Source organism: Hafnia psychrotolerans (assembly GCF_014639435.1).
Lineage (GTDB): Bacteria > Pseudomonadota > Gammaproteobacteria > Enterobacterales > Enterobacteriaceae > Ewingella > Ewingella psychrotolerans.
Genome location: NZ_BMFZ01000001.1, coordinates 69,911 through 82,684 on the forward strand (window position 1 = coordinate 69,911; position 12,774 = coordinate 82,684).

Sequence of the window (12,774 nt, forward strand, 5' to 3'; positions counted from 1 at the left end):
TGCCTTATTAATCCGGGTCATTCACTATGGCTTCCTAAGCCCATCGATACCTTTCTGAGGCAAATTCAATATTGTTTTTAGGCTGTTTTCAATTCGGCTAATAATCTCTTCCCGTGGGCCATTGATCCAGCCACTGCTTGCGTAAAATGCAGCCAGGACGGAAGACATGCTTTCCTCGTTTTCAAAGCTGCGGATGAGGCAGTAACAATCGGGATCATGCAGGGAATTTCCGTATGAAACGACGTCTATACCGTGCAGGTTATGAAGTGGGACACTGATCTCAGCCATGATATTGTGGAACTCAACACCGGTGCCTTTACGCAATGTGTATTGTAAGATCTCGACGATTTTATTTTCCATCATACCCTCTCCAGTTCTCTATAACGCGCTTGTTATTAAATTGATGACTTATTGATAAGTATACGGAACATAGATATTAATGATTGTTTTTCTTGCGTTACTCTTAGCGGCAGTGTCTACATCATATAATGCGTAAGCATTTATCATGACTTTCCATCCTTTTAAGTCTTTGCCAAATAAATTCACTGGAACCCTTCTCGCAACTTCAACGAGTTACTTGGTTCGTCATGGATAATTGCGATATAATCTGCATCGCTGCGGCCCAATCCGCAGCCGAGTTTCGCAGCTCGTTTAATCTGAAGGCGGCACCGCGCGTTGCGTGTGCCGTCGCTTTGATCCAACTATTGAATCTGTGGTTTCTTTCCACTCGCAGTATCTCAATGGTGGCTCAGGCGGGGCAGCCTCCGGGCTGGCCGGTAGCCTTCAGAACCGGTACTGCGAACCTCGTCTGGGCTACCACCAATGGGTTTCGCAGCTCCCGTGGTAGTGATCAACTATCTGAAGGAGTATCAAATGAAAACAAAATCCGACTGGCATCAGGCCGACACCATTGCGGCATTGCGCAAAAAAGGCACCACGCTGGCGGCGGTTTCTCGCGCGGCGGGGCTGAGTTCTTCCACGTTGGCGAATGCACTGTCCAGACCCTGGCCGAAAGGTGAAGCCCTGATTAGTCAGGCTATCGGTGTGGATCCGCAAACGGTTTGGCCAAGTCGCTATTTTGATCAGCAGGGTAATTTAATAGCCCGACCGCTACGCGCACCGAATAAACGCTAATTTTGATCTTCAGGCGACGGTTGAAGATCGCTGCCGCCTGTGAATCTCTCAAGAATTCCCTCCAATCCCGATACTCCCCCCACAGCAACCCCAGCGTGGCAATAACGCCTTATCTGATCTCGTTCATATAGACGTAATTATCGGTACTGAACCGGTGATGCGCCAAAATAACTGGCACTGCGCTTTGGTCAAATGACACTTCGTCGATCACCATCACGGCGTGAGGCGAGGGCAGTGCCAGTAAATGTAAATCCTCTTCGGTCGCCAGGCATGCGGTGATCTGCTCACGCACGGCAGCCACGCGGAGGCCGTATTTTTCCAGCAGAAAGCGGTACAACAGCGGCGGTAAATCTTCAGCATCAGGAAAGTCGGGCAGGCGATCGGCGGCCAGAACCAACTGTTCATGCATGGTGGGAATGTCATGTATTTTGCGTAAACGCTTAAGCCGGATAACGCTGGACTGCGGCGCAATCTGTAACTTTTCTGCTTCATCGGCATTGGCCTGGCCGGTCTGGTAATCAATGACCACTGTTTCGGAATGGACCAGCGAACCATCACGACCGTGCAGGCGAAAATACTGGAAGAAATAACTTAAATTGTGCAGCGGCGCCCAACCGGTAACCACCGTGCCGGTTTTACGGCGGCGCATCAGCAGCCCTTCGGTGGTTAACGCCGACAGCGCTTTGCGCACAGTGCCCACTGATACACCAAAATCTGCCGCCAGCGCATTCTCGCTGGGTAATACCATGCCCGGCGTCAACTGCCCCATCAGGATAGATTCACTGATATGACGCTTCACCACCTCATACAGCGGCGCGCCTTCCCTGTCGCCTAAACGGGCAAAGCTGTTTACTTCCTGCTCACCTTGTTTTTTCTGATTCATACCTGATTACCTGTTGACCTGAGGGGATATCTGCTTTATCTATAAACTATATAGAAATAAGATTAAGTGAGTGTAGCATGCCGCGCGAAGGAAGTTTGCAATTAGCATTGGATTCCATAGAGCAAGATTCTGAGACCATTTTACGGGATCTGAGTCAGATGCTTGAGGTGGATACCTGCTTTCCTCCGGGAACCGGTTATCCGGCGTTTGCCGACGTCATGCAATCCTTATTACAACCGATGGGGTTCTCCTGTGAACGCGTGGTGGTGCCGGAATTCCTCTGGCAAACGCCGGACGGCAGTGCGCAAGGGGAACGCGTCAACCTGCTTGCGACGCTGGATGCGGGGGCTGCCGAAGCCTGCAATCTTTACTTTCACGTTGATACCGTGCCTGCTGGCGATGGCTGGAATTACCCGCCGCTGGCGCTGACCCAGGCCGACGGCAAGTTGTTTGGTCGCGGCAGTGCCGATATGAAAGGTACGATCGTGGCGACGCTGGCCGCCATGCGTGCCGCACAGCGGCTGAATCTGGCGCTGCGGTTTAATCCGGTGCTGTTATTGTGCACCGATGAAGAGGGCGGACTGTATCCCGGCGTTCGCTATCTGGCGGAACAGAAACGCTTTGATGGCCACATGCTTAGCTTCAATGGTGGCGCGGTGGCCCGCATTTGGGGCGGATGCTTTGGCAGTATTGACCTGAAAATCAGCGTTACTGGCCGGTCTGCGCATTCTGGCGACCCGGTTGGGGGAATTAACGCCATCGAACAAGGTTTACCGCTACTGAATGCCTTATATGCGTTGAAACAGCAGGTCGAGCAACGCGAATCCGCCATGCCAGCGCCACCGCATTTTGAAGGGCGGCCTTTAACGTCGCGTCTCACGCTGGCGGCAGTGCAGGGCGGCAGTAAAGGCTCCACCGTTCCGGCCCGTTTTGAGCTGTTAATCAACCGGCGTTATTCCCCGGAGGAGTCGTTTGAGCAGGTTCTTGCGGAACTCACCGAATGTATCGACAAGGCGATGTCCGGCTCGGCCGCCTTGCGGGTTGATTATCATCTTATTGGTCATCTGGCGCCGGTGAGTGATCCGACCGGTCCCCATTGGCCGCGTTGGCTGGCTGCACTCAGTCAAGGTTTTGGTTTTAACGCAAACGATTACGCCGTTTGGGGATCTTCAACCAGTTCAGATATGGGTTGGGTTCAACAGGCCGGCATTAAAGAAATTCTGCTCGGCGGTTTAGCCCGCCCGGAGAATCGTATTCATGCATCGGACGAGTACACCACGATGCAGGATATTGTGGCTCTGGCTCAGTCCATTCTGGCGTATATCGCCGTGGATTTTGAACCTGAGCCATCCCTCTCTGCGACTGATAGTTAGTGTTCACTTTGATTTTATTGATAACGCCAACCCAGGTTTTTTAATCTCTCACTGAGGAAGTCATCATGTGTGCAATGAAAGACGTTAACCGCCGCCAGTTCATCGCCGCCAGTACCGTATTAACCGGCGCGGCAATGATTCCTTGGTCTGCAAAGGCCGCTACGCCCGCATCAAGTTCAACGCCAGCCAAGGGGCAGGCGCGGCGCGGGGGAGTATTACGCATCAGTGTTGATCAGGCCGCGAATATGCTAAACCCGCATCAGGCGCGGGTGGTTCCTGAATACTTACTGGCCGAACTGCTGTACAGCGGTGTCACGCGATTGACGCAGGAGATGAAAGCCGAAGCCGACTTGGCCGAGTCCTGGACGCCCAACGCCGACTTGTCGCAGTGGACCTTCACGCTGCGCAGCGGTCTGACGTTTCATGACGGTTCAAGCTGCACCGCCAAAGACGTGGTGGCAAGTCTGAATGCGATTCTGGACAGCAAAAATGCGTCCTCCGCTCAACATAATATCGGGCCGATTAAAACCATCACCGCCACTGATGCATTGACCGTGGTCATCACCACCGATGGACCTTACGCCGATTTACCCGTCATGTTGGCCTATCCAGCCGCTAAAATTATTCCTGCTTCGATTGCCGACGGCCAACTGGCCCGCTTGAGCAAAGAGGCTATCGGCACCGGGCCGTTTAAACTGGTGTCGTTTGCCCCGGACCGTTTAGTCGTGGTCGAACGTAACCCGCATTATTACGATCCCAAACGCCCTTATCTCGACAGGGTAGAAGTGGTGGTTTATCCCGACGTGATTGCCGAAGGTTCTGCGTTAATCTCTGGGGATACTGACCTGATGCAGGCCGTCCAATCCACCGAGTTTTCGCGGTTATCCAAGTCTGCCGGTGTGATCCCTCTGCGGGTGCCGGCCGGGCAATTCCTCAACGTCAATATGGCCTGTGATGTGAAGCCGTTTAACGACGTGCGAGTCCGTCAGGCACTGGCACTCTGTACCGACCGCGGAGCGATGGTCGATTTTGTCGCCAACGGATTCGGATCGCCGGGCAATGACACCCCGCTGAACACGGCGTATCAATATTTTATGCAAGAGCCGCTCAAACAGGTCAACTACGCCAGGGCAAAAAAACTGCTGGCTGAGGCCGGTTACCCCGACGGTTTGGATATCACGTTGATTGCTTCAGATAAACCCTCGACCCGGACTCAGCTTGGCGTGGCCTTACGTGAGATGGCGAAACCTGCCGGTTTTCGCATCAAAGTACAAACCATGGCGAACAGTACTTATCTGGATCAGGTGTGGAAAAAAGGTAACTTCTACGTCGGTTTCTACAATATGCAAGCGACGGCTGATGCCGTTTTCTCGCTGCTGTACACCTCGACGGCATCATGGAACGAAACCCGCTGGAATAACCCCGACTTTGATAAAGCGGTGCAGTCTGCCCGTGAAACCGTTGATCCCGCGAAGCGCGCTGAACTCTATGGGCAGGCGCAGAAATTAATGCATGAGCAGGTACCTTCGGTGATCCCGATGTTCTTCGACTTGCTGGCTGCCAGCCGTGATTACGTGGCTGGTTATCAGCTGAATCCGCGTGGTGCGGTGTTCCGTTTGGATCACGTCTGGGTGACCGATAAAGCACCTAACCGCAAACAGTAGGGGGATCAGTGTGACGGCAAGTTATCTTTTAAAACGCCTTATGCTGGTGGTGTACACCCTGTTGGTGGTTTCGCTGCTGGTTTTTGGCATCACGCAACTGTTGCCAGCCGATGCGGCGGTCACCTTGTTGGGGCAAAATGCCACGCCAGAAGCGCTGGCCGCGGTGCGTGTTCGTCTGGGGCTGGATGCCCCCGCATGGCTGCAATATTGGCACTGGCTATGGGGCATCCTGCACGGTGATTTTGGCGTGTCGATGCGTAATGGTTTACCGGTTGCTCCCACCATTCTGGCGGCGCTTTCGCGCTCCTTGTTACTGGCAGCCTGCGCGCTGGTGCTGATGTTAATCGTCGCGATTCCGTTAGGGATTTGGGCCGCCGTCAGGCGCGGAAAAATGGCCGATATGCTGGTCAGTGTATTGTCATACGTGGGGATCTCTTTTCCCGAATTTGTGACGGCCACACTGTTGCTGCTGTTGTTTTCCGACGTCTGGCAACTCTTGCCAGCCACGGGGTATGTGCCGATCACTGAGGATTTTTGGGGCGGTGTCAGCCACCTCATTTTACCTTCTGTCACCGTCGCACTGATTTTAGTCGCCCACGTTTCCCGTATGGTGCGTTCCGAAATGGTCGACGTATTGCAAACTGACTATATTCGCGCCGCACACCTTAAGGGTTTGTCGAAACGGCGAGTGCTGTGGCGACATGCCTTGCGCAATGGCCTGTTGCCGACCATCACGATAGTGGCGCTCGATGTCGGCTATTTGCTCGGTGGGATCGTGGTGGTCGAGGAGATTTTTGCTATTCCGGGCGTGGGCCGCGAACTGATTGTGGCCGTTCAGGCGAGGGATCTGCCGACCATTCAGGCCGGCGTGTTAATCCTTGCTGCAACCTATTCGATAGCCAATTTCCTGGCCGATCTGGCCTATGTCTACCTTGACCGGCGGATCAGTTATGCATGATATCGTGAAGCAATTAGCCCGCTCCCCGCAAGGCGCGGTGGGGCTTTTCATTCTCATTATTGCCACACTGATGGTGCTGGGTGGTGCGCATTTTGCGCCTTACGACCCGGAGGCGCTGTCGATTTTGGCCCGCTATAAAGCGCCGAGTCTGGAACATTGGTTGGGCACGGACCAGTTAGGCCGGGATATTTTCAGCCGCGTATTGATCGGTGCCCGCGCGACGATCGTGCTTTCACTACTGGCAACGCTGATGTCGATGGTTATCGGTGCCATTATCGGGACCGCCAGCGCCTATATGGGCGGCAAAATTGACGAAATCATCATGCGAACCATGGACGCCGTGATGTCGATTCCGAGTCTGCTGTTTGCGTTGCTTATCGTCAGCACGCTGGGGCAGAGCAGTTTTAATGCCGTTTTGGCCATCACCATTGCTTTTATTCCCGGCATGGTACGCATTGCGCGCAGTGTTTCACTGGCCGCACGCCAGCAGGATTACGTCAATGCGGCCATTGCCCGTGGTGAATCAACCCACTACATCATTCTGCGTGAAATGTTACCCAATATTGTCGCGCCGATCATCGTTGAAGCCACGATCCGCGTGGCGTTCGCCATCATGTTATTTGCCACGCTGAGCTTCCTCGGACTGGGTGCACAACCCCCGGAACCCGAATGGGGATTGATGGTCTCTGAGGGGCGCGCCTATTTCTTCAACGCGCCCTGGATGATGCTGGCTCCGGGTATAGCGATTGCCATCGTCGCGATCGGTTTCAACTTGCTGGGCGATGGCCTGCGCGATGCACTCAACCCAAGGAGCCATTAATATGACTCTCCTTCATGATGAACACCTGACGCCGGTCAACGATAGCGTGCTGTCGATTGAAGATTACAGTCTGGATTACGTGCTGCCGGGTGGGGATGTTTTGCAGGTTTTGCGAAACATCAATATTGAGGTTAAACGCGGTGAAGTGGTCGGGCTGGTGGGCGAGTCCGGCTCAGGAAAAACCACGCTCGGCTGGTCAATTATGCGTTATATGGCCGCCAACGCCCGTGAGCGCAGCGGTTCAATCCGTCTGCTCGGCAACGATTTACGCCAGATGCCTCAGCAACATATTGAGGCATTGCGCGGCGGTAAACTGGGGATGATTTTTCAGGATCCCAGCGCCTCATTAAATCCGACGCTGACGCTGGGTGAGCAGGTGACAGAAGTCCTTATTCGTCACCGGGCGCTGACACCCCGCCAAGCGCATGAGCTGGGCGTTCAACTGCTTCACGACGTTGAACTTAAATATCCGGCCGCGATGATGCGGCGCTACCCGCACCAGGTCTCGGGCGGAGAAAAACAACGCATTTTGATCGCGACCGCCTTTGCCTGTCAGCCGGACTGTTTGATTATTGACGAACCGACCACCGCGCTTGATGTGATCAGCTCCGCCCAAATATTGGCGTTGTTCGCCCGTTTGCGCGAAGAAACGGGCGTGGCGTCGCTGTATATTTCCCATGATCTCTCCCTGGTCTCGGCTGTGGCAGATAGTGTCTGTGTGCTTGAAAAGGGCCAGATTGTCGAACAGGCGTCGGCAAAGCAGTTATTCAGTACGCCGCAGCACCGCTATACCCAAAAATTGGTCGCCGCCGTGCCTGATCCTGCCCACCGTTTACTCGACGACGAACCTGTCTCTCCGCAAGCCTTATTACGCCTCGAAAAACTCACTATTGATTACGGCACGCATGGCCTGATTGAACGCTTATTTAAACGTGAGAACCGCCAGACCCGCGCGGCGAGTGACGTCAGTTTTACTGTACATCATGGGGAAATCCTGGGAATTGTCGGTGAGTCAGGTTCGGGTAAATCCACCTTAGCCAAAGCGCTGACGGGGCTGGTGCCGTTCAGCGGGAAGCTTAATTTCGATGGTGATGACCTGTTGGGTCGCGCGCAGATGAGCAAAGATTACCGCCGCCGGGTGCAAATGATCTTCCAGCATCCCGATGCCTCACTCAATCCGCGTCAGCGCATTGGTGACATTATTGCCCGGCCACTGCGGTTATACGGGTTACCCGAAGGAGAAACCGAAGCGCAAGCGGTGGCAAGATTACTGGAGGATGTCCGGTTACCCGCCGCTTTTGCCCGGCGTTTTCCGCATGAGCTTTCCGGTGGTCAAAAGCAACGTGTGGCCATTGCACGCGCCTTTGCCCATCCGCCTGATTTAGTGATTTGCGATGAGATCACCGCCGCGCTTGATGTGTCCGTTCAGGCGACGGTGATTGAATTATTGCTCGAACTGCGCCGTCGCTATGGAACGGCCTATCTGTTTATTACCCATGATCTCAATTTGGTTCGCCAGATTGCTCACCGGGTCGCCGTGATGTATCGCGGTGATGTGGTGGAGTTGTTACCGGGCAAAGAGATGCAGCATCACGCACAGCATGATTATACCCGCGCGTTATTAGCCGCGATTCATACGCCTGACGTCAACCCTACGGTTGGCGAAATACCCTTTGAACTCTCCTGAAATAAAAGGTTTTACCATGAACGCTGAACAGCTTTTGGCTTCTATCGATGATGACTACTGCCTCAATTTTTTGGCGCGGATGGTGCAACACAAAAGTTATAGCGCGACCGACGGTGAGCGCCAACTGGCGGAGTATATGGCCAGCCAGATGCAGGCATTGGGCCTTGAAACCCAGATGCAGGCCGTCCCCGGCGACCGCGTTAACGCGATTGGTACATTACGCGGCGCGGGCGGTGGCGGAAACAGCCTACTGTTCAATGGCCATCTTGATACCAATCCCGTGACCGAAGGCTGGACGGTCGATCCCTGGGAAGGAAAAATCGACGACGAATTCATTTACGGTATTGGCGTGTCAAACATGAAGGCGGGAGATGCGGCCTATTTTTGCGCATTAAAAACGCTGATTGATGCCGGTGTGAAGCTTAAAGGCGATGTGATTCTGACCTACGTGGTCGGCGAATTGCAAGGCGGCGTGGGAACCATTGCCGCGATTGAACAGGGTATTAAAGCGGACTACTTTATCAACTCGGAGCCGACCGATGTGCAGGCCCTCACCATGCACGCGGGCTCGCTGATGTTCACCATTGAGCTGACCGGCGACACCCGCCATTTATCCAAACGCGAAGAAGCCGTGGACGCCATTGTGGCCGCGCTAGACCTGGTGCCACAAATTAACGGCATGACCTTTACCGGCGCGAAAACCGCAGAGCATCTGAAAATCAACCGGGGTCACATCGGGTCGATGTTCGGCGCATTAGGCCGGGATTTACAGGACTGGCGACCCCCTCAGGTGGCCGACTTTGTCAGGCTAAAAGGGTCCGCGCGTTTTGCGCCGGGTCAGAGCGTTGAGGGTGTGCTGGCAGATATTCAGCAATTACTGGATGCCCTGTGCGCAAAATATCCGGGTTTGCAGGCTGAATTGTTTGATGATGGAAAACGTGACCGTCCAACGATGATGCCGTTTGAAGTGTCGCCGCAATCACCGATCGTCAAAGCGGTAGGGCGTGCTTATCGCCAAATTCGGGGCGAAGATCAGCCGACTGGCGTGATAACTCCGCCGGCCTTTTATGGAACCGACGCCGCACATTTCTACCAGATGTTGGGCATGGAGGGCATCGTGTGCGGGCCGGGTGGGAAATTTAACACTATGCCTGACGAGCGCGTGCACATTCGTGATTTCCTGGATATCGTGCGTATTTATCTGCTGGCGATCCTGGAGATCTGCCAGCCAGTGGAAGGCTAATTCCCTACCGGAAATCGATAGCCGGAGTGGCTGCCACTCCGGCATTGCCTTTCACGCGATCTTACGTTGTAAAAAATCCGCCACACAACGCATACAGGCTTCGCGTTCTTCAACGTGGGGCATGTGGCTGGAGTTTTCGAAGATCACCCATTCTGCCTGTTTAATGTGGTCAGCGAAGGGCTGCACGACTTCGGGAGCGGCTTCGTCATAACGGCCGGAAATCAGCAACACCGGGACTTCGATGGCGGACAGCCGGTCGATCACCGTCCACGCTTTCATGCTGCCGATAACGTGAAATTCGGTTGGACCGTTCATGGCGTGATACACCGTGGGATCGGCGTCCATCGCAGCGAAGGTGCGCAGGACTTCATCTGGCCACGGATCCAGACGGCAGACGTGGCGCTGATAGAACACCTGGGATGCCGCTTTGTAGGCCGCGCTGTTGATCGTGCCAGCGGTTTCATGCGCCAGTAGGGTTTCCTGCACGTCGGCAGGCAGCTCACTGCGCAGTCGGGCGGCAGCCTGTAGCCAGAGCGCCATCGACGCCGGCGAGTTAGCGATGACCAGGGCTTTCAGACCGGACGGCAGTGTGACTGCATGTTCAGCGCCGAGCATCCCGCCCCAGGATTGCCCGAGCAGCGCGTAATCCTGATCGATACCCAGATACTTAAGCAAATTATCCAGCTCGGCCAAAAACAGCGACGGTTGCCAGAAATCCGTGGGTTTCGAGGGAAGGTGAGTGGATCGTCCATTGCCGATTTGATCGTAATGAATCACTGCGCGGCCGGTTTCGGCAATATCCCGAAAGGCGTCCACATAATCATGCGTACAGCCCGGCCCGCCGTGTGCGATCACCAGCGGCGTGACGCCATTGTGCAGATCGCCGCAGATGCGATACCAGGTCTGGTATTCCTGAAACGGTGCATAGCCTTCAGTGAGGTTGACCATTTTGTTTCCCTTGTCGGTGAATAATCATCACAGGGTAAACATCAGGACGGCGCTAAACAGCTAGTAAAAAAGATAGAAAATGTGGCGGTGCGTTTTCGGCTCAGCTATCCAGCAAACGGTAATGCAGTGCACGCACCACTGCTTGCACGCGGTTGCTGGCACCCAGTTTACGGGCCGCCGTGTTGAGATGCAGGGTGACGGTGGCAATCGAACGGTTGAGTTTGCGGGCAATTTCTTTGGCGGTTAACCCTTCCGCCGCCCACGCCAGGCATTCGCGCTCGCGTTTGCTTAACCGCACGTGCTGGCACGTCAGCACGCTGGTGTCGAACAGCGGAAACACGCACTCCTGAAAGGTCAGTGCCAGCAGGCTCAGTTCTGCCAGTACGTCATGAACATCCAGCTCATGCCCGGCACCGGTATGAATGCCGGTCACGGTCACAAACCCACCGTTAGGCAGATGCAGCGGGACCGTCGCGCCGCAGGGCATATTGTTGTCACACATGTAATGAGTGACCGGTTTGTTGAGATCACTGAGGCGATTTTGCAGTGACGTTTTATCCGGTCGCTGATAAGACCAGACAAACGGCGCGCAACTCTCTAACGCGTAATGCTGCACCGGATCCACCTGATAGTATCCGCTCTCCAGCCATAACCGTTGCATATCCCCCGGCACGTTGCACATATGCAGCAGCGACGGTGAGATCAAGTCACCTTCCAGCGAGCGGGGAACCGGCGTGTAATCGTAGATCAGGGCGTCGAACCCCAGACGCGACGTCTGGGCAAAAAGCTGATCAAAAGCGCCGTCTACCGTGGTCGCCCGCATCGCTTCGGTATTGTCTCTCACCGCGAGTTTCATGAATTCATCTCCACCGTTGATCCTGCTTATGTTTAAAAAACATGCAATCGCAATGCCAGAATCCAGCAATAACAAAACTAGCATTTTTGCTAACTACCGCGGATGTGGCGCTAAGGCTAACGTAGGGGCACAGGGCAAAAGACCCTCACTGACGGAAAGCCGAAGGGGGTCGCCGGTGAATCCAATAAGGCGAGATTGCACCACCACGGTGCGCAATCTTCGCTGTCAGCCCAACCTGCACCTGCATATGCCATTAAGAGGATTGCCATGCACCGTTATCGTTTCCTGCTCTGGCGACCGCTGCAACTGCTGCCGGTATTGCTTGGGATCAGTGTTCTCACTTTCATCATGGTTCGCGCCATTCCGGGTGATCCGGCGCGGATCCTGCTCGGTGTGCACAGTTCACCGGAAGCCATTGCCCGTATCCGTGCGCAATACGGGCTGGATGAACCGATCTGGCAACAATATCTCTATTTCCTGCGCAATCTGATGCAGGGTGAAATGGGCAAATCACTGATTTACCGCATTGATACGCTGAAGCTGATTATGTCGCGTATCGAACCGACCCTTTATCTGGTACTCGGCAGCGTGCTGCTGGCGATGCTGTTGACTGTGCCGCTGGCCGCCGCTGCGGCGAGACATCGCGGACGTCTGGTGGATCAGGTGATCCGTCTGCTTTCCACCGTCGGCCTGGGTCTGCCTGCGTTCTGGCTGGCGATCATGATGATTTTGCTGTTCAGCCTGTCACTCGGCTGGTTTCCGGTCTCGGGCTACGGCAGCGATATGGGTGAACGTCTGCATCATCTATTTTTGCCCTGCCTGACGGTGGCGCTGGCGCTCTCGGCGGTGCTGACCCGCAACCTCCGCGCCAGCTTGCTGATGGAGTTGCAGAATGATTACGTCACCGCCGCCCGTGCGCGCGGGCAAAGCGAGAACCGTATTTTCTGGCGTCACGTGATGCCGAATTCGCTGGTGCCGACCATCAATCTGCTGGCGGTCAATATTGGCTGGCTGATTGGCAGCACGGTGGTGATCGAAAGCGTCTTTGCCATTCCCGGCATGGGGCAGCTGCTGGTTAAAGCGATTATCAGCCGGGACTACATGGTGGTGCAGGGCGTGGTGCTGGTGTTTGCGCTGGCGACGGTGGGGGTGAATTTGGTCGCAGACCTCGTGACGGTGGCGCTGGATCCGAGGGTGAAACTATGAAA

12 protein-coding genes and 1 pseudogene are annotated in these 12,774 nt (G+C 54.8%); 9 read left to right on the forward strand and 4 right to left on the reverse strand.

Going from position 1 to position 12,774, the window contains the following annotated elements:
• Positions 1 to 24: 24 nt before the first annotated feature.
• On the reverse strand, positions 25 to 360 hold the full coding sequence (locus tag IEV89_RS00350; RefSeq protein ID WP_188470300.1) for an NIPSNAP family protein: 336 nt from the start codon (positions 358 to 360) through the stop codon (positions 25 to 27).
• Between the two features lie 227 nt (positions 361 to 587).
• On the opposite strand from IEV89_RS00350, the pseudogene IEV89_RS21875 reads away from it, so the two are divergent.
• Positions 588 to 836 (forward strand): annotated as a pseudogene (locus tag IEV89_RS21875) (ash family protein); the annotation flags it as partial.
• Between the two features lie 37 nt (positions 837 to 873).
• Complete coding sequence (locus IEV89_RS00355; RefSeq protein WP_188469298.1) at positions 874 to 1,134, forward strand: helix-turn-helix domain-containing protein; 261 nt, start codon at positions 874 to 876, stop codon at positions 1,132 to 1,134.
• A 109-nt stretch (positions 1,135 to 1,243) separates the two neighbouring features.
• Here IEV89_RS00355 and IEV89_RS00360 read toward each other — a convergent pair whose 3' ends face one another.
• A complete protein-coding gene (locus IEV89_RS00360) occupies positions 1,244 to 2,017 on the reverse strand; it encodes a GntR family transcriptional regulator (protein WP_188469299.1) in 774 nt (257 codons plus the stop codon).
• Between the two features lie 77 nt (positions 2,018 to 2,094).
• Between IEV89_RS00360 and IEV89_RS00365 the strand changes: the two genes are divergently transcribed.
• The 6 genes from IEV89_RS00365 (at position 2,095) to IEV89_RS00390 (ending at position 9,762) form a co-directional block, all read left to right on the forward strand.
• Positions 2,095 to 3,390, forward strand: a complete 1,296-nt coding sequence (locus IEV89_RS00365) for a M20 family metallopeptidase (protein ID WP_188469300.1) — start codon at positions 2,095 to 2,097, stop codon at positions 3,388 to 3,390.
• A gap of 65 nt (positions 3,391 to 3,455) precedes the next feature.
• Positions 3,456 to 5,054, forward strand: a complete 1,599-nt coding sequence (locus IEV89_RS00370) for an ABC transporter substrate-binding protein (RefSeq protein ID WP_188469301.1) — start codon at positions 3,456 to 3,458, stop codon at positions 5,052 to 5,054.
• Positions 5,055 to 5,064: 10 nt separating this feature from the next.
• Positions 5,065 to 6,012 (forward strand): ABC transporter permease, encoded by a 948-nt coding sequence (locus IEV89_RS00375; protein ID WP_188469302.1) that lies wholly within the window; start codon positions 5,065 to 5,067, stop codon positions 6,010 to 6,012.
• Positions 6,005 to 6,832 carry an ABC transporter permease gene (locus IEV89_RS00380; RefSeq protein ID WP_188469303.1) on the forward strand — a complete coding sequence of 276 codons (828 nt, stop codon included), beginning with the start codon at positions 6,005 to 6,007 and terminating at the stop codon, positions 6,830 to 6,832. Before IEV89_RS00375 ends, IEV89_RS00380 begins: the two co-directional genes overlap by 8 nt.
• Before the next feature lies 1 nt (position 6,833).
• Complete coding sequence (locus tag IEV89_RS00385; protein ID WP_188469304.1) at positions 6,834 to 8,519, forward strand: dipeptide ABC transporter ATP-binding protein; 1,686 nt, start codon at positions 6,834 to 6,836, stop codon at positions 8,517 to 8,519.
• A gap of 16 nt (positions 8,520 to 8,535) precedes the next feature.
• Complete coding sequence (locus tag IEV89_RS00390) at positions 8,536 to 9,762, forward strand: M20 family metallopeptidase (RefSeq protein WP_188469306.1); 1,227 nt, start codon at positions 8,536 to 8,538, stop codon at positions 9,760 to 9,762.
• A 51-nt stretch (positions 9,763 to 9,813) separates the two neighbouring features.
• Here IEV89_RS00390 and IEV89_RS00395 read toward each other — a convergent pair whose 3' ends face one another.
• Positions 9,814 to 10,710: a proline iminopeptidase-family hydrolase gene (locus tag IEV89_RS00395; RefSeq protein WP_188469308.1), complete on the reverse strand. Its 897-nt coding sequence runs from the start codon at positions 10,708 to 10,710 to the stop codon at positions 9,814 to 9,816.
• A gap of 100 nt (positions 10,711 to 10,810) precedes the next feature.
• Positions 10,811 to 11,566, reverse strand: a complete 756-nt coding sequence (locus IEV89_RS00400) for a LuxR family transcriptional regulator (protein WP_188469310.1) — start codon at positions 11,564 to 11,566, stop codon at positions 10,811 to 10,813.
• Positions 11,567 to 11,833: 267 nt separating this feature from the next.
• On the opposite strand from IEV89_RS00400, the gene IEV89_RS00405 reads away from it, so the two are divergent.
• Positions 11,834 to 12,772: an ABC transporter permease gene (locus IEV89_RS00405; RefSeq protein WP_188469312.1), complete on the forward strand. Its 939-nt coding sequence runs from the start codon at positions 11,834 to 11,836 to the stop codon at positions 12,770 to 12,772.
• Positions 12,773 to 12,774: the final 2 nt, after the last annotated feature.

What these genes read in the sequence shown, in the direction of transcription:
- IEV89_RS00350 (WP_188470300.1), bottom strand. Translation starts at nt 360, where the DNA reads ATGGAAAATAAAATCGTCGAGATCTTACAATACACATTGCGTAAAGGC.
- IEV89_RS00355 (WP_188469298.1), top strand. Translation starts at nt 874, where the DNA reads ATGAAAACAAAATCCGACTGGCATCAGGCCGACACCATTGCGGCATTG.
- IEV89_RS00360 (WP_188469299.1), bottom strand. Translation starts at nt 2,017, where the DNA reads ATGAATCAGAAAAAACAAGGTGAGCAGGAAGTAAACAGCTTTGCCCGT.
- IEV89_RS00365 (WP_188469300.1), top strand. Translation starts at nt 2,095, where the DNA reads ATGCCGCGCGAAGGAAGTTTGCAATTAGCATTGGATTCCATAGAGCAA.
- IEV89_RS00370 (WP_188469301.1), top strand. Translation starts at nt 3,456, where the DNA reads ATGTGTGCAATGAAAGACGTTAACCGCCGCCAGTTCATCGCCGCCAGT.
- IEV89_RS00380 (WP_188469303.1), top strand. Translation starts at nt 6,005, where the DNA reads ATGCATGATATCGTGAAGCAATTAGCCCGCTCCCCGCAAGGCGCGGTG.
- IEV89_RS00385 (WP_188469304.1), top strand. Translation starts at nt 6,834, where the DNA reads ATGACTCTCCTTCATGATGAACACCTGACGCCGGTCAACGATAGCGTG.
- IEV89_RS00390 (WP_188469306.1), top strand. Translation starts at nt 8,536, where the DNA reads ATGAACGCTGAACAGCTTTTGGCTTCTATCGATGATGACTACTGCCTC.
- IEV89_RS00395 (WP_188469308.1), bottom strand. Translation starts at nt 10,710, where the DNA reads ATGGTCAACCTCACTGAAGGCTATGCACCGTTTCAGGAATACCAGACC.
- IEV89_RS00400 (WP_188469310.1), bottom strand. Translation starts at nt 11,566, where the DNA reads ATGAAACTCGCGGTGAGAGACAATACCGAAGCGATGCGGGCGACCACG.
- IEV89_RS00405 (WP_188469312.1), top strand. Translation starts at nt 11,834, where the DNA reads ATGCACCGTTATCGTTTCCTGCTCTGGCGACCGCTGCAACTGCTGCCG.